A 20,819-nucleotide genomic window follows, 5' to 3' on the forward strand; every position below is an offset into this window, starting at 1 on the left:
ATAGATGCAAGTGTGGACAGATATGCCGAATTTCGTAAAAAGAGAGCTGGAGCAGCTTGAAGAAAAAGTATCCCCCGTAATGAAAAAAGCATCCAGATATATTTTTTGGTCAACACCTTTGATTATTCTGTCATTAATCAATCTCATGACCTTATTTTTCACCGTGCAGGATGAGAAAACATCGCCGGTAACCATTCTGATTTACGCCATTATTGGTGCGCTCGGTTTCGCGCTTTCTAAAGAAGGGAAACATCAGCAGCTGGAAATTCAGAAACTGAGCTCTCAGTACATTAAAGAACGGATCACTAAAAGCCAATGGGCTTCTTACCCTATTAAAACGAGATATCAAGCACTGATCAATGAGAATCCCAGAAAGGCAGTCCCTTATTTTATCCAATTTTTAAAGGAGGAAAAAAGAGACTGGCAGTAAGGAGGAACCGAACTTGCCCAAAATTACTTTTTTCAATTTGCCTGAAGACAAACGGGGAAGCTTAGTCCATGCGGCGAAAAAGGAATTTGCCCGCGTCCCGCTTTATCAGGCATCCATATCCAATATCATAAAAGATGCCAAAATCCCGCGCGGCAGCTTTTATCAATATTTTGACGACAAAGAAGATGCGTTTTTCTACTTATTGAATAGCCATGTTTCTGCATATAAGCTTCACTTTCTGGAAGCGCTCCGCAAAAATAAGGGCGATATTTTTGATGCGATGATCGATTTTTATACAGCCATCATTACCGAGGAAAAAGAAAATCTGCAGTTTCTGAGGAATTTATTTCTCAATATGACGCATCGAATCGAAAATGTTATGGCAAGAAGCTTCGGTGAAAATGACCTGAATGAGAATTTCAAGAAAATCAGCAATCTGATTAATAAGGAGCGGCTGAATATACAGGACGAGCATGAACTTTTTCATATGATGCAGATTATTTCCTCCGTCACATTCCACAATATCGTAAAAAAATTTGCGGGGGAACTGCCATTCGATGAAGCAGTAAATAATTATAGAACAGAAATCTATTTATTAAAAAAAGGGTTTGTATCAGGATGATTTTCGGAAAGCCTGTCTCTAAAAGGATTAGAGACAGGCTTTTTTGGGAACGTAAAAAATAGCATGGAGCTTATTCCCTATTAGGGGAATATATAAAACAATTTTCAGGAAAGGGGTTATATATGGCGAACAAGAATAGATGGCTGATTGCCCTTTCAGCTGTCGCCATTCATTTATCGATTGGTTCGGTGTATGCGTACAGCGTCTATCAAAACCCATTGAAAGAAACGCTTGGCTGGGAAAAAACCGATGTCTCACTGGCATTTACCATTGCGATTTTTATCCTTGGGATTGCGGCAGCCTTTTTTGGGCGGTTTGTGGAAAAGCGGGGACCAAGAGTTTCAGCCATGATTGCCGCAGTCTTCTTTGGAATTGGGATTATTGGGTCCGGATTCGCCATACAATTGGAGAACTATGTCCTATTCCTGATTTTTTTTGGTGTCATTGGGGGACTGGGTCTCGGGTTCGGCTATATTGCGCCTGTCTCCACATTGGTTAAGTGGTTTCCTGACAGAAGGGGACTTGCCACAGGAATGGCAGTTATGGGCTTCGGTGCTGGGGCCCTGATCACTAGCCCCATTGCAAGCAGATTAATGATCGCAACTTCGATTCCGACAACCTTCTATGTCCTGGGAATCAGTTATTTTATTCTGATGATTTTGGGATCGCTTTATATCGCAAAGCCGCCTCAAGGATGGGCACCAGAAGGAATGGAAGAGAACACGGAAGAGCGGCCGGTAAAGGCAGATCTGGCACAGCTGACTGCCAATGAAGCAATTAAGACCAAGCGTTTCTGGCTTCTTTGGATTATGATGTTCATCAATATTTCTGCAGGTATCATGATTCTCTCGGTTGCCGCACCAATGGCACAGGAAATCACTGGGGCAAGCGCCATCACGGCTGCAAGCATCGTTGGCATAATGGGACTCTTTAATGGCGGAGGAAGAATTGGCTGGGCATCTGCATCAGATTACCTTGGAAGAGGAAATACATATATGACCTTCTTCCTGATCCAGGTTGCTGCCTTCTTCATACTTCCATTCATTACAAACTCATTTATCTTTTCTGTATTCCTCTATATCATTGTTTCATGCTATGGAGGTGGATTTGCATCGCTTCCTGCCTTTATTGGAGACCTGTTTGGTACCAAACAGCTTGGCGCTATTCATGGTTATCTGCTTACTTCGTGGTCCATCGCTGGTGTGGTCGGCCCTATGCTCGTATCCAGCATATATGAAAATACGCAAAGCTATACGATTACTTTCTATGTATTTGGCACCATGCTTGCCATCGGCTTCATCGTCTCACTGCTGATGAAACGCGACATCAAGAAAATCAGAACTGCGAAGAATCAAAAAAGAGCAAGCGGACAGCTTGTCATTGAATAAAGAGAAGAACTCCTGCCGGATTAGCTGGCAGGAGTTCTTTATTAATTTTCAAAGGAGAATGGATGAACACGGTCATTGGAGCATTCCGGGCAAATAATCAGCATATCAAAGCTGTATTCATGTTCCTCCCTGTACCCGCAGATTTCACAGACCTTTGTTTCGGCTCTCCAGCTAGCATGTATCACAATTCTGAATGACGCCAACTACCAAATCCGGCTGGGAAGAACAAATTCCCGGGAGAAAAGGATGATGATCCCTTGCCGCCTCAAAAATCGACTGTCCCGGCTTCACTTCGATTTCCTTTTCCTCCAGGTAAAGTGAAATTTCCTCCATTCATACTGCACCACCACCTATTCATTCATACAATTTAAAAAGTATTTGTTGAAAATGGGAAATGTATTACAAAATGGCCGTAATTGGCAGGGGTAAAGGATAGAATGCGGGCGCTATGGATCAAGAAGTCAAGACTGTCGCCATAGGATAGAAAAAATAATAGGGTTTTGTTTCATTTAAAATCCTCCGATTGGTTCACTAGTGTAAAATATATTCAACAATAACTGTTCAACCCCTTTTTAATATTTGTTTTTCGTACAATAAAAAGACTGAGCATGCCCATTGAAAAATCCGCCAATATCCGTTACTATATAAATACAAGCTGCATTGTTCGTAATCATAATAAAGTTTTAACCTTTAAGCTGTAACAGGGAGTTTTACATTGAAACGGGAATGACAGGCCTTCGTCTATATGACAAGGAGGACAAGCAGGAATGTTTCTGCGAACACCCACTTTGAGGAGTGGTGGTTTAAAACTTTCTTATCATTATTTACGGCAATGGCGGCTGTATATATGAAAATTAACCAGTTCTCAAGGAGAGCTGGTTTTTTTGCGTTTAGAAATCAAAATTCTGGTTAAACCAAGATAAACGACACATTAACAGGAGATGTAATAATGAAAGAAATTACGGAAAAGAGATTTTGCGAAGTCTGCGGAAAAGAAACTTTTCACATTGCCAGGGAAGATGCACTGGAAATTGAATACATCTGCAAGGAATGCAATCATGAGGAAGACATCATTAAATCCTTTTTCTAAAGCCCCCAGTAATATTGACACCATTAGTAAGCCGTGATAAAGTAAAATTATCTCGAATTAAAGATATTTTATTTTAAGATAAATAACATAGGGGAGGAAGTTAACTTGAAACAATTAAAAGGTATTCACCATGTCACCGCTATAACAAGCAGTGCTGAAAAAAATTATGAGTTCTTCACATATACATTAGGAATGCGTTTAGTAAAGAAAACAGTTAATCAGGATGACATTCAAACGTATCACTTATTTTTTGCAGATGATGCAGGAAGTCCGGGAACGGATATGACATTTTTTGATTTTCCTGGTATTCCAAAGGGATCACATGGAACGGATGAAATATCAAAAACTTCATTCCGGGTTCCGACAGATGAGGCACTCGATTATTGGGTAAAGCGGTTTGACCGCTTAGAGGTTCCTCATTCCGGGATCAAAGAGCAGTTCGGCAAGAAGACCCTGTCCTTCACAGATTTCGATGATCAAAAATACCAATTGATCTCAGATCAAACCAATAAAGGTGTAACATCGGGCACACCTTGGCAGAATGGGCCGATTCCGTTAGAATACGCGATCACTGGCCTGGGGCCGCTTTTCGTAAGGGTAGCTCAATTTGATTATTTTAAGGAAATGATGGAAAAGGTTCTGCATTTTAAGGAAATTGCACAAGAGGGAGACTTCCATTTGTTTGAAGTGGGTGAAGGCGGAAATGGGGCTCAGGTGATAGTGGAATATAACCCGTCTCTTCCTCAGGCACGCCAGGGCTATGGAACAGTCCATCACGCCGCATTCCGCGTGGAAGATAAGTCTGTTCTTGAGGAATGGGATCAGCATTTGAGAGGCTTTGGCTTCCAGACTTCAGGATTTGTAGATCGCTTTTTCTTCGGTTCTTTATATTCCCGGGTTGCTCCGCAGATTTTATTTGAATTCGCGACAGATGGACCTGGATTCATGGGTGACGAGCCATATGAAACACTTGGGGAAAAACTGTCACTGCCGCCATTCCTGGAGCCGAAGAGGGACCAAATCGAAAGCTATGTCCGTCCGATCGATACAGTAAGAAGCACGAAGAATCTTGTAAAAGAATAACTAGGCCAAAGGCACCTGTCATTCCACTGCTTTAACGCAGTGGAGGACAGCTGCCTTTTTTTAGCGTATAATGGAGGGTATTCTTTAGTAAATAGGAGCAGAGGGCAGTGGAGAAACATAAAAGCAAATACAGGTGGCTTGTCTTTGGCGCGGTTTTATTTACATACTTTTTAATCGTAAGCCAAAGGACAGCACCTGGTTTAATTACTGATCAATTAATGAAGGAATTCGGCGTGACAGCTGCAGCAATTGGTCTCCTGACGAGCATCCAATTTTTCGCCTATGCAAGCCTGCAGGTTCCCATTGGAATATTATCGGACCGTTTTGGCCCAAATGTATTTTTAATCGCCGGAACACTTCTTAACGGAATAGGGACTTTATTATTCAGCTTTGCAGCGAATGAATACATCCTTTTTGCGGCAAGGATGCTAGTTGGAATAGGTGATGCTACCATCTGGATTAATGTTGTCATTATTTTAGGCAGATGGTTTAAAGTAAATGAATTTGTGAAATTGCTTGGTTTTGCGGGCATGTCAGGGAGCTTTGGATTTTTGCTCGCGACTGTGCCATTTTCCATTTGGATTTCCATATGGGGCTGGCGCATTCCGTTTTTGGCGGTGGGCATTATTTTGACCATCCTCGCCTTATTGCTGTATTTTATTTTAATTTTGCAGCCATCCCGGATGGGCATAGAACTTAAGAAAACAAAAGGTAAGAAGGAGCCAGCTGAGAAAACAGCCAACATATTAAAGAGAATTTTTTCTGACCGTCAGGCATGGGCCACATTTTTGTGTCACTTTGGTGTGGTTGGCACTTATGTTGGCTTCATCGGTTCATGGGCAGTGCCATATGGAATGGAAATGTATGATTTGACCCGTTCCGAATCCAGCCAGCTAGTCATGATTGGACTGATTGGGGCAATTATTGGTGCTCCGTTAATGAGCTTCATATCAGGACGGATGGGCAGCATTAAACGCCCTTATCTTTTTGCCCACATAATCGTCGTTCTCGGTTGGGCAGTTTTTCTCGTATTCCAAGGCAAACCTCCATATCCGCTCCTGATTGTTCTTTTCCTGGTCATGGGTTATGGGAATGGGGCAAGTACGCTGACATTTGCGATTGTCAGAAAATCATTTGACATTCGAGACGTGGGTGTCGTTTCAGGTTTTGCCAACACCGGTGGTTTTCTGAGCGCAGTTTTGCTGCCATTTATTTTCGGTAAAGTTTTGGATACATTTGAAGCTGGATACCAGTATGGATTTATTATTCCGGTCATCTTTTCATTGATTGGACTGATGGGTGCAGGGTTAATAAAGGAAAAAGAACGCCAATTGGTTAAAGGCTAATTTTATGCAGTATTTTGAGGACAAATCATTAAAAAGGAGACGAGATGATGAAAGCTTTATTAAAAAAAGAAACAAATGGCTATACTGCTGTCTTTGAACGAATGCTGAAACATCCAAGGGAAGAAATCTGGGCGATGCTTACTGACAATCATCAGCTGAAAAAATGGTTTCCTGAGCTGCAGGCTGAGGATTTAAAGAATGGTGGAAAATTCAAATTTGATATGGGTGATGGCAGCTTTGAGGAAATGGAAATCCTCGGGTTTGAAAGGCCTGCGATCCTAGAATACACATGGGGTGATGATATTGTCCGCTTTGAGCTGAATGAATTAAAGGGCGGGACAGAGTTGATTTTAATTGAAAAAATAAGTGAAATAACAGATCATACACCAAGGGATCTTGCAGGATGGCATGTGTGTCTTAATGAGATTGGACGTCTGCTTGATGGAGCAGAAGAAGGCAGCCGGAAAGAAGAATGGAAAAATTGGTATGAAGAATATAAAGCAGCAACTGAGGCCATAAAGCAATAATAAATGGGCTGATAAATTTATATTAGCAAAATGAATAAGAATATATTTAGCAAAAAAAGGTGGGGCCATATTAAATGAAACCCCATCCTTTTTTTATTTTAATTTGTGATATTCGGAAGAACACTTTTGTATATAGAATAATCATCCCAGTTTATAGTTAACTTTTTTCTTTACTGCCATCCAAACCTCACTATATACATTTTCCGATGGACCGTTTTACTTTACCAATGAAAAAAGCATACCAATTACAAATTGATATGCTAATTCATATACAATTTACATGTTTCTTCTCAAAAACGGAACTATTTAAAATTATGCGGCAGCATTTTTTCTATTTCATAAACGGTTTCATGTTTGATTTCTTCGGATCAATGGTGAAGCGGTAAATCGGCAATTCCTTACCAATTTCAGAAGGAACATAGCCAAATGTTGTATAACTGTCCACTGATTCAGGCTCAAGCGACAGGGAAAGCAGATTTGTCTGAGGCTGAGCGGTCAGAAAAACATAAGTTCCTTTCGGGAAGGTGATGTCCTTCTTAGTCACCTCAGTTTCAACTTCAACAAGCTCCCTGCCTTCATAATTCCCAGCACCTTCCTTAGAGGTAACTGTAAAGGCTTCAGCTGGAAGGCTTACATTTTTCGGGAGTTTAAAGCCCTTTAACCCTTGATCCTTTAATTTTTCCGCGATTTCGTCATGACCTGGCTTTATTAAATAGGCAGTAGGTCTATCCCTAACCAATGTTGGTTCTGCGTCTGTAGCACTTAAGTATTTAACAGGGATATCCTGAACAGTGCCTGTTGCAATATCAACCATTTCAAGAGTCTCATTCTCGATCTCTTTGTTTTCGCTATCAATGATTATTGGGTCATTGTCATTTGGTTTTAGGCCTTTTTTAATAAGATTAAGTCTTTCAAATGCTACTAGATTTTTAATTTGTCTTGCATGACTGGCTGTTTGCTTAAGAATGCTCTCATGAGTGGCAATTTGGGCGTTCACTCTGCGCGAAAAATCTTCACGGCCGATGCCAATGCCTCTGCTTTCTACCAGGAAGGAGAATGCTGGCTGAAGTCCGAATGAATTCCGGCCAATTCTTGGTTCAGTGGAGCCCTCGATAATTTCAATTTCACCTTGGTCATCCAGGCCTGCTGTATAGTAAATTTCTGCGGAGATGCCATTATTCTCAAGCTCTTCCATAGCAGGTTCAACAAATATACTGTCAGATGCCTGACGGATTTTTTCCGGTATATTGAGGTTTCGGCCAGACTGGATCAGAATATCGTGATACTTCAACGCGCCCTGTTCTCCAACTTGATTAAAAGCACTGCTGTACACTGAATATTCATGAGCATCAATCACGACTTCCGGTGAATATTTTTTGAATTCTTCATGAATTGCCTTGACCTCAGGTGATTCGAGTTTTATATGATCGCGATTTCCGTCAAGGCCGTTGGCAAGCTGTCTTGTAAAAGCGTAGGAACCATCAGGATTGACTCTTGGTATGACAATGACATTAATATCGTCCAAAACGTCCTTGCCTAAATCACCGGCAAGCCTGTTGGCCAGGGCCAGGATAGATTCACCACTGGCAGGTTCGTTGCCATGAATCTGGCTCTGAACCCATACAATCGGCTTTTTTGATAAATAACCTGGTCTTATATGCTTATCCTTTGTGAAATAAAGGGCTGGTATTTCACGGCCTTCTTGAGATGTTCCGATTGATTTAACAGTCAGGTAAGGACTTTTAGCTTCGAGCTGCTTTATGTAAGACATCATTTCTTCTTGAGAAGTAAATGCATCCCCGTCCCTTGAAAAGGCAGGAGTCTTGTCAGTCACCTCGATTTCAGGAAAGAGGTGTCTTACTTGTTCAGGCTGGCTGTATGATTTCCCGTAATAGGGAGTTTCTGCCTGAACCACGGGTGCAGCCAATAAAGCAGCAGACAGGAGTACAGGAATAGTGCGTTTTTTTACTAGTTTTTTCATCGGCTAATTTCCTCCTCTTCTAATTTCAATTCAATAATAGATGAAGAATATTTTAAGTGTCAAAAAATTTAGAATAGTATAAATTGAGGAGTTTAATGAATGATTTGTTTAAAAAGAAGTAATTGTAGGTGCTTAGTTCTAATATAATTCGGGGAACGAAATAGAATTGTTTCTAACTAGCAAAAATTCCCTACTTCCTATCTCAATAAAAACAGTGCTTTGGTTAGGAGTTGAAATTATAAAATTTATAAATTTTCTGAAAATAAGTTGATAAGCAAAGCCGGTTTTATCCTTCATCCTTAATGGGACGGAACCAATTAGCAATCGGATTTTACTTTCCGCAGATTATGAGAAAACCCGAACTGCTGCAGCCGAGCATGAAGGAATTATTGACATATGCAGCTGAAGGAAAGCTGAAGCTGACAATTGGGGAAATCCATCCTCTTGATGACTGCCAAAGTGCATGAAAGAATGCAGTCGAGGCAAACAAAAGGAAACCTTATACTTGTACCTGCAAGATAATCGGATGCCTGCCATTTAACAAGTGGCAGGCTCTTTTTCTATTAAACTGACAGGATTATAAGGATTTGTATAGAACATAATTAGTAGTGCTGATCCTACTTTTAATGAGGGTGATTTCATATGGAAAAGGATGGAGTAAAGAAAAAGGTGCAAAATACATTCGGTAAAAATGCAGAAAAATATGTGACAAGCAAAATTCATGCTGATTTAGCTGAGCTTAACCAGCTCGTTCAAACTCTGAAACCGCAGAAAGATTGGGTGGTATTAGATATCGCAACAGGAGGCGGGCATGTGGCCAAAAGTCTGGCACCTTTTGTTTCTCAGGTCTTTGCATCTGATATGACAAAAGAAATGCTGGCCAATACCGCAAGCCATCTGGAAGGCTTTAAAAACATCTGGTATGTCCTCGCGGATGCTGAAGCTTTGCCATTTCTGGATCAATACTTTGATGCGGTCACCTGCCGGATAGCCCCTCATCATTTTCCGAATCCGGAAAAGTTCATTTCGGAAGCTGGAAGGGTTTTAAAACCAGGCGGCCATTTCCTGATGATCGATAACGTAACACCAGATGAAAAAGAGCTGGCTGACTATATGAACACTGTCGAGAAATTCCGGGATGACAGTCATTACCGGTGTTTGTCGACAGGAGAGTGGAGAAAGCTGTTTGCTGCTTCCGGGCTGAATGAAATGAACTCGAAGAGCAGGAAGAAAAAATTTGAATTTCCGTCCTGGGTAAGAAGGACAGCCGAAAGTGACGAACAGATTAAGGCAGTGGAAGATTATATTTTGCAGGCTGATCAAGCTGCTGCGGATTACTTTCAAATCGAATTTCATGAAGGCAGGGTGCAATCCTTTAAAGTGGATGAATGGATGGCACTTTGCGTGAAAAAATAGGAGGAAACAGTGATGGATTTAAACCTGAAAAATAAAAAAGCGCTAGTGGTGGCTTCAAGCCAGGGGCTGGGAAAAGCAATTGCGGCACAGCTTGCACAGGAAGGCGCCGATGTGATGATTACAAGCAGGGACGAAGCAAAACTGCAAGCCGTTCAAAAGGAATTCCGTGACCAATATCATGTTGATGTTCAGTATCACCGTGCAGATGTTACAAATCCGGAAGAAATAAAACTGTTAGTCAAATATACGGCAGAAACACTTGGCGGAATCGATATTTTAATCAATAATGCAGGCGGACCTCCCGGGGGAACGTTTGAAACCTTAACAGATGAAGATTGGGAAAAAGCATTTCAATTAAATTTATTAAGCCATGTAAGACTGATCCGGGAAGCACTTCCCGAATTAAAGAAAAATGGCGGCAGGATCATTAATATTGCTTCTTCAAGCATTAAGCAGCCGATACCAGGACTTCTGCTGTCCAATACATTCCGGTTGGGCATTGTCGGTCTGACCAAAACACTCTCAGAGGAATTGGCAGCTTATAATATCTTAATCAATACAGTAGCTCCGGGAAGGATTGCGACGGACAGAGTTGATTATCTGGATCAGCATAACGCGGACCAGCAAAACATCTCCAAAGAAGAAGTAGCAGAAAGAGCCAAACGCAATATCCCGCTGCGCAGATATGGAACCCCGGAAGAATTTGCGAATGTCGTAACTTTCCTGGCTTCCGACGCAAGCAGCTATGTGACGGGAAGCTCCATATTGGTCGATGGCGGGATGGTGAAAGCTTTATAGCAAGCTTTTTTTGTTCGGACAGCTAGAGTGATAGTCCGAACCCGTGTGCAACTTTGGACTGTGAAGACAAGAATCGTGGTGTGAGAGTCCGAACCCGGGCCAACTTCGGACAGAGAAATCGAAAAACCCGGAGTGAGAGTCCGAACCCGGTCCAACTTCGGACAGAGAAGTCGAAAAACCCGGAGTGAGAGTCCGAACCACGTGCAACTTCGGATAGAGAAGTCGAAAATCCAGGTTTTAGAGTCTGAACCCGGTGCAACTTCGGACAGAGAAGTCGAAAAACCCGGAGTGAGAGTCCGAACCCAGGCCAACTTCGGACAGAGAAATCGAAAAACCCGGCGTGAGAGTCCGAACCCGGTGCAACTTCGGACAGAGAAATCGAAAAACCCGGAGTGAGAGTCCGAACCCGGTGCAACTTCGGACAGAGAAGTCGAAAAATCCGGAGTGAGAGTCCGAACCCAGGCCAACTTCGGACAGAGAAATCGAAAAACCCGGCGTGAGAGTCCGAACCCAGGTCAACTTCGGACAGAGAAGTCGAAAAACCCGGTGTGAGAGACCGAACCCGTGTGCAGCTTTGGACTGTGAAGGCAAGAATCGTGGTGTGAGAGCCCGAACCCGGGCCAACTTCGGACAGAGAAATCGAAAATCCCGGTGTGAGAGTAAAAACCCGGTGCACCTGCTGGAAAACTCAGCATAAAAAAAAGACGATTTTCCGCATCTCTTAGGAAAATCGTCATTCTCGTTAACCTCGTTTTGTAATCAGTATCCAGATATATAATAGTATGGAGATTCCTACCGAACCGGCTGCAGTCATATAAATGCTGCTGTAGCCAAACAAATGGGCGATTTGGCCAAAGACCATTGCACCTATCCCAACTCCGAGATCAAAAAAGGAGAAGAACGTTGCATTGGCCATCCCGCGGCGATTGGCAGGCGCTTCTTTGACAGACCAGGCCTGTAGGGCAGGCTGGACAGATCCAAATCCCAGACCATAAAGAATGGCCGCTATATACATGATCATGCTGTTCGGCAGCCATGCCAGCAGAAACATGGCTGCTAAAATCAGCACCGCACCAGGTAAAAACACAGCCTGATGTCCCCGTTGATCATATAATCTGCCGGCAAAAGTCCGGGAAATCATTAAGGCAATCGCAAACAGCAGGAAATACCAGTGTATTCCGCCTATGCCTTTTTGAGCAGAGTATATTGGGAGAAACGAAGCGATGCCGCCGAAGGTAACGGTAATGAAAAATAAAAGAAATGAAGGCCTTAAGGCACTTTTTTCATAGATATCCCATCGCTTCAAGGGAACACTTTGTTTTTCAGCCTGCTTGTACTTGATTCTTGATGATAATACCAGTGCGGCTAAACCCAGCAGGGCACAAATTAAAAATAAGAGTTTGAAAGATATAACTCCGGCAAGCGCCAGTCCCAGGGTGGGACCGAAAGCCAGGGCTATGTTCCCGGAAAGACCGAAGTAGCCCATCCCTTCCCCGCGCCGCTTAGCAGGTATCAAATCGGTGGCAATGGTTCCGGAGGCTGTTGTTGAAAAACCCCAGCCAAATCCTTGGACAATCCTTAAGACAAATAAGAAGATTAGACTATTAACAAATCCAAATGAACCAACTGAAAGTACAAAAATCGCAAGGCCCGTTAAATAGACAAAACGCCTTCCCTTTGTCTCCAGCGTATGTCCTGCATAAGGGCGCAATAGCAGAGCAGAGAATGTAAAAATGCCGACTACAATCCCGATCAGCTGGTCATTTCCTCCCAATTTTTCTACAAAAAGAGGGATGGTGGGCAATGTCATTTGAAATCCGAGAAAAATAAAAAAGTTGGACATCAATATGAGCACAAAATCTCTGGACCAAATCTTTTCAGAGCCTGCATTCTGTTTTTTTGCTAGAGTATGAGCCATATAAATCCTCCCAAAAACGATGTAAAATGATTAGGTAATCTAAATATTTTTCTATTATAAATGAAAACAAATGGAAATTCTAATGAATGCCACTTTAAGGAGGAACCAAATGAAGATTAGAGAAAGAGGAATAACGATTGGAAAACTGCAGCCTGGCAAAAAGAATTGCATCACAGATGCAGAAGGGGTCATGGTGGGCCAAATCACTCTGGACTATCCTCTCAATAATGGCCAATATGCCTGTACCGGCGTAACCGCAGTTTTGCCCCATGGAGGAAATTTATTCCGTGAAAAGGTCCCGGCAGCAAGCTATGTCATCAATGGCTTTGGAAAAACGACGGGTCTGGTTCAGGTTGAAGAATTAGGCCTGATTGAATCTCCCATTATGCTGACAAACACATTTGGGGTTCCGGCGGTCACACATGGAACCCTGGAATATTTGTTACGAACCACTCCTGAAATTGGAGACACAACTGGAACGGTCAATATCGTCGTGGGAGAATGCAATGATGGGTACCTAAATTCCATTCGGACACTTCCTGTGAGACCGGAACATGCAATAGCAGCCATTGAAAATGCCAATCCGGAAAGAGCGGAGGAAGGTGCGGTCGGAGCAGGGAAAGGCATGGTGTGTTTCGGATATAAGGGCGGAGCAGGAGCGTCATCGCGAATCATCAGCGAAGAACAAAGCTCAAAAGACTACATAATCGGGTGTCTGGTGGTCACCAATTTTGGCAATAAAGACGAATTTCCATTCAGCAAATACGGCCTGTCAGAAATTCCGCAGGAAACCAAAGACACGCCTGATGGCTCAATTATGATCATCCTGGCCACGGACGCACCCGTCAGTGACAGGCAGCTGAAAAGGCTTGCCAAAAGATGCGGCATTGGCCTCGGCAGGACAGGCAGCCATTTCAGCAATGGCAGCGGGGATATCGTCATTGCTTTTTCAACTGCCAATAAAGTTTCTCACGGGAGCATCAATATGATGGAAAATGCCTGTTTTATCAGAGACGACCATCCGCTTATGAATAGGCTTTTTCAAGGTGCTGCAGAAGCCGCGGAGGAAGCGATTCTGAATTCCTTGTCCCAGGGAGTAACGACGAAAGGACGGGAGGGAAGAGTAGTGGAGGGGATGTTTTCATAAGACATTTATTCGAAAAAGTCTATCTTTTCAGTTAATTACTTGATATAATTATGGACAAGTGAAAATACCAGGTGAGGGCGCCTTAATAGGTAAGCTGTTTTATGGCTTATTCTGTTAAGGCGCCTTTTTGTATGGAGCAGAATGTAACCGCTTACTAATAAGATTATAGCTGGTGCAGACCGCTCCCTATATTCGAAGGGAGGCAATTTATGTTTACATGTAAATTAAAGAATGAAACCTATCAATTCCGTTCAATTGCAGATGTTTTGGCAAAAGCCAGTGAGGAGAAATCTGGGGATAAAATGGCAGGCATTGCTGCTGGATCTTCTCTTGAACGAATGGCAGCCAAAGTGGTGTTAAGTGAAATAACACTTAAGGAAATATATGAGAATCCGGTTATTGCATATGATACGGATGAAGTAACCCGCATAATCTATGATGATCTTAATCTTTTTATTTATAAAGATATCGCAAACTGGTCTGTTGGAGAATTAAGGAATTATATTTTGTCACACCATACCAGTACCTCGGATTTGTTCAGAATCAGCAGGGGTCTGACGAGCGAAATGATCTCCGCTGCAGCAAAGCTGATGTCGAGCATTGACCTTGTAATGGCTTCACAGAAAATCAGGCCAACTGCCCATTGCAATACAACGATTGGCGAGCCTGGACGCCTGGCATTCCGCTGTCAGCCAAATCATCCCATTGATAATCCCGAGGGTATTCTTGCATCTATGAAAGAAGGCCTGTCCTATGGTTCGGGTGATGCTGTTATAGGTGTGAACCCCAACAATGACTCTGTGGAATCAGTCTCGAGGATTTTACATATGACTCATGATTTTATTCAAAAGTGGGAAATCCCAACGCAGAACTGTGTTCTTGCCCATATTACAACACAAATGCATGCCCTCAAAAAAGGAGCCCCTATAGCTCTTATGTTCCAAAGCCTTGCGGGGACACAGGCGGCAAATGATGATTTTGGAGTTTCAAAGGAAATTCTTGATGAAGCCTTTCAGCTGATGGCCACACAAGGCACATCTACTGGCCCGAATCAGCTATACTTTGAAACTGGCCAGGGATCGGAAGTATCGCTTGATGCCCATTTTGGAATAGATATGCAGACACTCGAAGCACGTACCTATGGATACGCCCGGCATTGGAAGCCGTTCATGGTTAATAATGTATCAGGTTTTATCGGGCCTGAGACAATTTATGACGGCAAACAGGTAATTCGTGCAGATCTCGAGGACCTGTTTATGGGGAAAATGCATGGACTTCCAATGGGGATAGCCCCTACATATACCAACCATATGCAGGCAGATCAAAATGATCAGGAAATCGCCGGTATGCTGACTGCTCTTGCCGGTGCGAATTTTTATATGGGCGTGCCTGGAGGAGACGACGTTATGCTAAGCTATCAGGATACCAGCTATCATGATGATGCAAGCTTAAGAGAAATGCTTGGGCTCCGCCCCCTTCGTGAATTCGAAATATGGCTTGTGAAAATGGGAATTATGGAAAATGGCAAACTAACCGAACGTGCGGGAGATCTATCTATTTTTAAGTAGGAAGGGGGAAAGACTAATGGATATTCAGACAATCGTAAAGCAGGTAATGGAAGAGCTCCAAAAAGAAGGGCAAATAAAAAGCCAGCATGTGGCAAAAGAATCTGCAGAATCAGAGGAATCAAATGTCCGTAATATCATTTACGAACAGATCAAACAAGTGGGTGTAGAACAGCCAGCCAATCGGGAAGAGATCGAGAAGGTGCAATCCATTACTCCAGCCAGAATTGGGATAGGACATACTGGAACACGAATGAAAACAAAGAATTACCTGGAATTCAGGATAGATCACGCAGCAGCCCAGGACGCAGTGTTTAAAGACGTTTCTGAGGATTTGCTGAAGGAATTAAAGCTGCCTGTGCTCTTTTCAAAATCTGAAACGATGGACCAATACTTAATGGACCTGGACAGCGGGAGACAACTCAATGATACATCCAGAAAATGGGCTGCAGAAAACCTTCCGAAAAATAAACAGGTTCAAATCATTGTATCGGATGGATTGAGTTCAACAGGTGTTGAGGCAAATATAAGAGATCTGCTGCCTGCGCTAGTCCAGGGTTTATCATCGAAAAATATAACCATTGGAAATCCAGTTTTTATTAAGCGGAGCAGAGTTTGGATTCAGGATGATTTAGCTTCTATTGTCAATTGTGATTGCGTCATTTCACTCATAGGAGAAAGGCCTGGATTGGCAACCGCTAAAAGCATTAGTGCCTACCTGATATACCAGCCTAATGAGGACACTGTCGAAGCAGATCGTACTGTTATCAGCAATATTCATGAGGGAGGTGTCCCCCCTGTTGAGGCGGGTGCCCATCTGGCCGATTTAATAGAGGTAATATTAAAGCATAAAGCCAGCGGTGTAAAATTAGCACAGCTTAAATAGTGTAGGAAGGCAGCAGGATTCCATTTTTTCCAGCTGCCTTTTCCATTCTCCAGGAGAATTCCATAACTGTACCATATTTCCTATTAAACAATCGAAAACGATGTTGACATTCTTCTGCATTCCCTATAATATTTTTATATATTCTGACACTTTTAAAAATTTATTGGGAGATCTCCGCCTATGCCAAACTTCTCAGTCGAAGAGTTATGCACTCTTCATACAAGTCTTTCAAAAATGGATGTCGAAAGAATTAAAGAGGTCTCTGCAAATCTTTCATTAATCGCCGATTTGAACCAGGCAAACGTTTTTGTTGATTGCCCTACTAAAGAAGGCAAACATGCGATAGTAGTAGCTGAAGCTGCCCCAAATACTGCTAAATCCGTTTATCAGAAGCCTGTAGCAGGCAAGTTCGCCTATGAAGCTTTTGAACCCGCCGTTTTATATACCCTGAGGACAGGGAAAAATATGTTTCTCAATCGCGCCTTAACACAGGAGGGCAAGACGGTGGAACAAAGCGTGGTGCCGATTAAAGGATCAGAGGACCGTGTCATCGGAGCGCTGATTATGGAGAAGGACATCAGTGAGAAGCTTCAGCGGCAGCTCAAAATGGAAGCGTTATCAGAAGCGACTGAAACCTTGAGCGGTATACTCATTGGCATGGCAGAAGATCGGCCGATCATTCCAGAGGTAATTGAGGAATCGCTATTCTTTATTGACAATGAAAATAAAGTTGTCTATAACAATCCTGCAGCAACCAATCTCATTCACGAAATTGGAAAGGAAAATTGCAGGCCCGGTGTTCCGCTGATTGATTGTTTTCCATGTATTCAAGAAATTCTTAACGAGCCGGAAGAGCTCCTTGTAAAAGAAATGAAAATGATGAATAAGGTATTCCGTGTTAAGAAAATAAGTCTTGATCTTGCCGGTAAGTCGAATGGAACCTTCATCATACTTAAAGATCTCACAGAGCTCAGGGAAAAGGAACGGGAGATTGCTGTTAAATCTGTGGCCATACGGGAAATCCATCACCGTGTTAAAAATAACCTGCAGACTGTTGCCAGCCTTTTGAGGCTTCAGATGAGAAGGGGTGTGCCGGAAGAAAGCAAGGTGCATTTCGTGGAAAGTCTGAACCGCATTTCAAGTATTGCTTCGGTGTATGAAATTATTCTCTCGAGCTCAAGTGTGGATGAAGTAGATATTTACAGCTTAATAGAGAAAGTTGGCAATATGCTGGTCCATGAAGCAAAACACGAGCAGAAAAAGATACATATTCAGTACAGGGGACCAAAGCTTTTAATCGACTCTGAAAAAGCTGTATCCCTGTCTCTGGTCATCAATGAACTTATACAGAATTGTGTAAAGCACGCATTTAAACATATGAATGAAGGGATAGTCGAAGTCTGTTTCGAATATTCCAATGACGAAATTAAGGTTGAAGTCATTGATAACGGTGAAGGGTATTCCCCGGAAGCAAAACCTTCTCTAGGCTTAGATATTGTGAAAATGATGATCGAGCATGATCTATCCGGTCATTTTTTAATCGAACGGGCTGAATCAGGGACCATTGCAGCTGTGCAATTTCCCTTTGAAAGGAAGGCGGAATAGCTGTGAAAAAAAGAATTATGGTTGTGGAGGATGAATCGATTGTCCGCATGGACTTAAGTTTGATGCTAATGGATGCTGGCTATGAAGTAGTTGCTGAGGCAGGCGATGGTGAAAGGGCGGTTGAGCTTGCTTTTTCATTAAAGCCTGATTTAATCCTGATGGATATCAAGATGCCTAATCTGAATGGACTAAAAGCAAGTGAAATCATTTCCAACAAAATCAATACACCCATCCTGATCCTTACAGCATACAGTCAGCGGGAATATATTGATAAAGCCAAACAGGCAAATATACTCGGCTACCTTGTTAAGCCTGTTAATGAAGCCAGTCTGATTCCTGCGGTTGAAATTGCCCTCAGGCAGGCAGAGAATGCAAATGCATTCCGGGAACAAGTGGAATCCATGAATCAAAAGTTAAATGAAAGAAAAATAGTTGAAAAAGCAAAAGGCATTTTAATGCAAAAGTTTAACATGCCTGAAGACGATGCTTTTAGAAAAATGCGAAAGATCAGCATGAACAAACAGGTTACACTGGAAAATGTGGCAAAGCGTATCATAGTAAAATATAACGCTTAATATCTTTTACAAGTGGATAGAACAGGCAAAGGTGCCATGCGTCTGCAACAGCTGACGTACGGCACCTTTTTGTCTTTTTACCTATTTTTATACTATCAAACTGCTATTTTATCCTATTTTCTTGTAAAGAAGCTGCAGGATTCCGTTAACATATAAAACTTTTTAGGGAGGGATTTATGATGGAAATGGTAGGTAAAATTGTTATTTACATTATCATGGCTTGTGCTGTAGCAGGAGCTTTTGCAGCCATCCGTAACAGTGATGAAGGGTTAGGCAAGCAATTTATGGAGGGGCTTCATGCTGTTGGCCACATTTTTGTCCCGGCTGCCGGGATCATGGCTTCCATTCCATATTTATCGTGGTTTATCGATAAGGTCTGCGGTCCATTTTTTGCTGCGATCGGGGCAGATCCTGCAATAGCTGCAACTGCCATATTGGCAACCGATATGGGCGGCTACCAGTTAGCTGAAGTGTTAAAGCAAACACAGGAAGGCTGGATTATGGCGATGATTGTCGGTTTTATGGCGGGTGCAACCATCGTTTTCTCCATACCGATGGGCCTGGCCATGCTTGATAAGAGAGACCATAAATATATGGCTCTTGGTGTGATGTCAGGCGTTCTGACCATTCCAATCGGTGCTTTCATTTCAAGTGTGATTATTGCGGTTTCCAGCTCAAGCTTCAGGGATTTCATTTCCACATCCGGTGAGGCAAAATATCAGTTCGCGCTCGGTTTGGGACAAATCTTATTGAATTTAAGTCCGCTTTTAATCTTTGTAGTCCTGATTGCACTGGGGTTATATTTCCTGCCGGATTTAATGATCAACGGGTTCATGTGGTTTGGACGTATTTTAGATGCGGGAATTAAGCTGGTTTTGGTCTTTTCTATCGTCGAAATTTTCACTGGATTATTCTCAACTGTATTTGGAGGCTGGGGCTTCCACCCAATCATGGCGGATTCGGAGGATCAGTTCCGGGCGCTTGAGACTGCCGGCTATATTGGAATCATGCTTGCAGGTGCATTTCCGATGGTCTATCTTCTGCAAAAGTATGCCGGCGGCCCTCTGGAGGCAATTGGCCGTAAGGTGGGATTAAGCAAGGAAGGCAGTGCAGGGATAGTTGCCACAATCGCTAACATCCTGGCCATGTTTAAATTGGTCAGAACAATGCCGCCTAAAGATAAAGTCATTAATATTTCCTTTGCAGTCTGTGCGGCCTTTTTGCTTGGTGACCATTTATCCTTTACAGCAAATTTCCAGCCAACATTAATCCTTCCAATTATAGCCGGTAAAATTTCTGCTGGGATCATCGGAATTGGTTTAGCGTACTGGCTATCTGTGCCTAAGGCTCTGGAATTGGAGAAAAAAGACCGTGAAGCTGGCATAATCGGAAAAGATGAATATTTAACAAAAGAAGAAAAAGTAAAAAAAGCAATATAAGCAGCATTCACCTGGGAGGGCCGAAGCAATGAATGAAGAAAAACAACGATTTATTCAAGAATTTGTGCCGGGAAAACAAGTAACACTCAGCCATTTAATCGCAAATCCCGATCCGGATATGTTTGAAAAACTGGGGATCCAGCAGGCAGGTGCGTTAGGGATTTTAACACTGACACCAAGTGAAACGGTTATCATTGCAGGAGATCTGGCGACAAAAGCTGCAGACGTGCAGATAGGATTCCTGGACCGGTTCACAGGCAGCCTTGTAATTGTAGGAACCGTGTCAGCTGTGCAAATGGCCATGGAGGAAATCAACCGCTTTTTATCTGAAACACTAAGGTACACTCCTTCGGAAATAACTAAATCATAAGGAGCTGTATATAATGTCCAAAATGAACAGAGCGATGCTGATCGGTTCCATCGGGGCTGGAAAGTCGACTTTAACAAATGCTCTTCTTGGCCGCAAAGCGGAAGCGGTTAAAACACAGGCACTGAACTATTTTGACTGGATTGTGGATACGCCGGGGGAATATACAGAGAATCCATTTTTCTATAAAAATATCATGGCTACGGCACTCGAAGTGACCCATGTACTATATTTGCAGGATTCTACAAAGCGGAAAACCATTTTTCCGCCGGGTTTTAGCAATGGGTTTAATAAGCTGCCAATCGGAGTCGTGACAAAAAGCGATTCTGAACAAGCGGATGTAAACTCAGCACTCAGCCAGCTTAGAAATGCAGTTCCAAAAGGGCCTATAGTGATTACCTCCGCTATTTCCGGAAAAGGAATAGAAGAAATACGCTGCTTGGTGAAATGCCATTCTCTTCAAGAAATGAAGGATTATGCAGATTCATTGCCGGATGATGTCGTAATTTTCAGATGAAACCCTTTACAAAATGAAGATAATAGAATATATTTTAATTATACAAAAAAATATATCAGGCAAAGGTGCCTTGTATGAACAATCAATTAATGGTTGCTCATATGGGGTGCCTTTTTTTT

General features: G+C 42.6%; 20 protein-coding genes and 1 other RNA gene. 18 read left to right on the plus strand and 3 right to left on the minus strand.

Features of this window, described 5'->3' with window-relative positions; all coding sequences use genetic code 11:
- The first annotated feature begins 4 nt into the window (after nucleotides 1–4).
- The 3 genes from QUF73_03865 to QUF73_03875 all read left to right on the plus strand — a co-directional run bounded on the left by QUF73_03865 (nucleotide 5) and on the right by QUF73_03875 (nucleotide 2,440).
- Nucleotides 5–430: a DUF5392 family protein gene (locus tag QUF73_03865; protein MDM5225337.1), complete on the plus strand. Its 426-nt coding sequence runs from the start codon at nucleotides 5–7 to the stop codon at nucleotides 428–430.
- Nucleotides 431–443: 13 nt separating this feature from the next.
- A complete protein-coding gene (locus QUF73_03870) occupies nucleotides 444–1,052 on the plus strand; it encodes a TetR family transcriptional regulator (protein ID MDM5225338.1) in 609 nt (202 codons plus the stop codon).
- 122 nt (nucleotides 1,053–1,174) lie between these two features.
- Nucleotides 1,175–2,440 carry an OFA family MFS transporter gene (locus QUF73_03875; protein MDM5225339.1) on the plus strand — a complete coding sequence of 422 codons (1,266 nt, stop codon included), beginning with the start codon at nucleotides 1,175–1,177 and terminating at the stop codon, nucleotides 2,438–2,440.
- A gap of 171 nt (nucleotides 2,441–2,611) precedes the next feature.
- Here the strand turns inward: QUF73_03875 and QUF73_03880 are convergent, their stop codons facing one another.
- A complete protein-coding gene (locus tag QUF73_03880; GenBank protein ID MDM5225340.1) occupies nucleotides 2,612–2,773 on the minus strand; it encodes a hypothetical protein in 162 nt (53 codons plus the stop codon).
- A gap of 316 nt (nucleotides 2,774–3,089) precedes the next feature.
- On the opposite strand from QUF73_03880, the gene ssrS reads away from it, so the two are divergent.
- The 5 genes from ssrS to QUF73_03905 all read left to right on the plus strand — a co-directional run bounded on the left by ssrS (nucleotide 3,090) and on the right by QUF73_03905 (nucleotide 6,486).
- Nucleotides 3,090–3,285: non-coding RNA, 6S RNA (gene ssrS / locus QUF73_03885), on the plus strand.
- A gap of 104 nt (nucleotides 3,286–3,389) precedes the next feature.
- A complete protein-coding gene (locus QUF73_03890) occupies nucleotides 3,390–3,530 on the plus strand; it encodes a hypothetical protein (protein MDM5225341.1) in 141 nt (46 codons plus the stop codon).
- 105 nt (nucleotides 3,531–3,635) lie between these two features.
- Nucleotides 3,636–4,613, plus strand: a complete 978-nt coding sequence (locus QUF73_03895; protein ID MDM5225342.1) for a ring-cleaving dioxygenase — start codon at nucleotides 3,636–3,638, stop codon at nucleotides 4,611–4,613.
- 107 nt (nucleotides 4,614–4,720) lie between these two features.
- On the plus strand, nucleotides 4,721–5,959 hold the full coding sequence (locus tag QUF73_03900; protein MDM5225343.1) for an MFS transporter: 1,239 nt from the start codon (nucleotides 4,721–4,723) through the stop codon (nucleotides 5,957–5,959).
- Between the two features lie 47 nt (nucleotides 5,960–6,006).
- Nucleotides 6,007–6,486: an SRPBCC family protein gene (locus QUF73_03905; GenBank protein MDM5225344.1), complete on the plus strand. Its 480-nt coding sequence runs from the start codon at nucleotides 6,007–6,009 to the stop codon at nucleotides 6,484–6,486.
- Between the two features lie 331 nt (nucleotides 6,487–6,817).
- Here the strand turns inward: QUF73_03905 and QUF73_03910 are convergent, their stop codons facing one another.
- Nucleotides 6,818–8,467, minus strand: a complete 1,650-nt coding sequence (locus QUF73_03910) for a M14 family metallocarboxypeptidase (protein MDM5225345.1) — start codon at nucleotides 8,465–8,467, stop codon at nucleotides 6,818–6,820.
- Nucleotides 8,468–9,109: 642 nt separating this feature from the next.
- Between QUF73_03910 and QUF73_03915 the strand changes: the two genes are divergently transcribed.
- Both QUF73_03915 and QUF73_03920 read left to right on the plus strand, forming a co-directional pair.
- Entirely contained in the window at nucleotides 9,110–9,883 is a 774-nt protein-coding gene (locus QUF73_03915) for a class I SAM-dependent methyltransferase (protein ID MDM5225346.1), read from the plus strand.
- A 12-nt stretch (nucleotides 9,884–9,895) separates the two neighbouring features.
- Complete coding sequence (locus tag QUF73_03920) at nucleotides 9,896–10,681, plus strand: SDR family oxidoreductase (GenBank protein MDM5225347.1); 786 nt, start codon at nucleotides 9,896–9,898, stop codon at nucleotides 10,679–10,681.
- A gap of 742 nt (nucleotides 10,682–11,423) precedes the next feature.
- Here the strand turns inward: QUF73_03920 and QUF73_03925 are convergent.
- Nucleotides 11,424–12,599, minus strand: a complete 1,176-nt coding sequence (locus tag QUF73_03925; protein ID MDM5225348.1) for an MFS transporter — start codon at nucleotides 12,597–12,599, stop codon at nucleotides 11,424–11,426.
- 109 nt (nucleotides 12,600–12,708) lie between these two features.
- On the opposite strand from QUF73_03925, the gene QUF73_03930 reads away from it, so the two are divergent.
- The 8 genes from QUF73_03930 to QUF73_03965 all read left to right on the plus strand — a co-directional run bounded on the left by QUF73_03930 (nucleotide 12,709) and on the right by QUF73_03965 (nucleotide 20,700).
- Entirely contained in the window at nucleotides 12,709–13,746 is a 1,038-nt protein-coding gene (locus tag QUF73_03930; protein MDM5225349.1) for a P1 family peptidase, read from the plus strand.
- A 209-nt stretch (nucleotides 13,747–13,955) separates the two neighbouring features.
- A complete protein-coding gene (locus tag QUF73_03935) occupies nucleotides 13,956–15,314 on the plus strand; it encodes an ethanolamine ammonia-lyase subunit EutB (GenBank protein ID MDM5225350.1) in 1,359 nt (452 codons plus the stop codon).
- A gap of 16 nt (nucleotides 15,315–15,330) precedes the next feature.
- Nucleotides 15,331–16,197: an ethanolamine ammonia-lyase subunit EutC gene (eutC, locus tag QUF73_03940; protein MDM5225351.1), complete on the plus strand. Its 867-nt coding sequence runs from the start codon at nucleotides 15,331–15,333 to the stop codon at nucleotides 16,195–16,197.
- A gap of 180 nt (nucleotides 16,198–16,377) precedes the next feature.
- Nucleotides 16,378–17,802 (plus strand): sensor histidine kinase, encoded by a 1,425-nt coding sequence (locus tag QUF73_03945; protein MDM5225352.1) that lies wholly within the window; start codon nucleotides 16,378–16,380, stop codon nucleotides 17,800–17,802.
- 2 nt (nucleotides 17,803–17,804) lie between these two features.
- The gene (locus tag QUF73_03950) at nucleotides 17,805–18,377 is read left to right on the plus strand and encodes a response regulator (GenBank protein MDM5225353.1); all 573 of its coding nucleotides are present in this window, start codon (nucleotides 17,805–17,807) and stop codon (nucleotides 18,375–18,377) included.
- A gap of 179 nt (nucleotides 18,378–18,556) precedes the next feature.
- Nucleotides 18,557–19,816 (plus strand): ethanolamine utilization protein EutH, encoded by a 1,260-nt coding sequence (gene eutH, locus QUF73_03955; protein MDM5225354.1) that lies wholly within the window; start codon nucleotides 18,557–18,559, stop codon nucleotides 19,814–19,816.
- 28 nt (nucleotides 19,817–19,844) lie between these two features.
- A complete protein-coding gene (locus QUF73_03960) occupies nucleotides 19,845–20,186 on the plus strand; it encodes a BMC domain-containing protein (protein MDM5225355.1) in 342 nt (113 codons plus the stop codon).
- A gap of 13 nt (nucleotides 20,187–20,199) precedes the next feature.
- Nucleotides 20,200–20,700: a EutP/PduV family microcompartment system protein gene (locus QUF73_03965; protein ID MDM5225356.1), complete on the plus strand. Its 501-nt coding sequence runs from the start codon at nucleotides 20,200–20,202 to the stop codon at nucleotides 20,698–20,700.
- The last annotated feature ends 119 nt before the right edge of the window (nucleotides 20,701–20,819 follow it).

Source organism: Cytobacillus sp. NJ13 (assembly GCA_030348385.1).
Taxonomy (GTDB): Bacteria; Bacillota; Bacilli; order Bacillales; family Cytobacillaceae; genus Cytobacillus.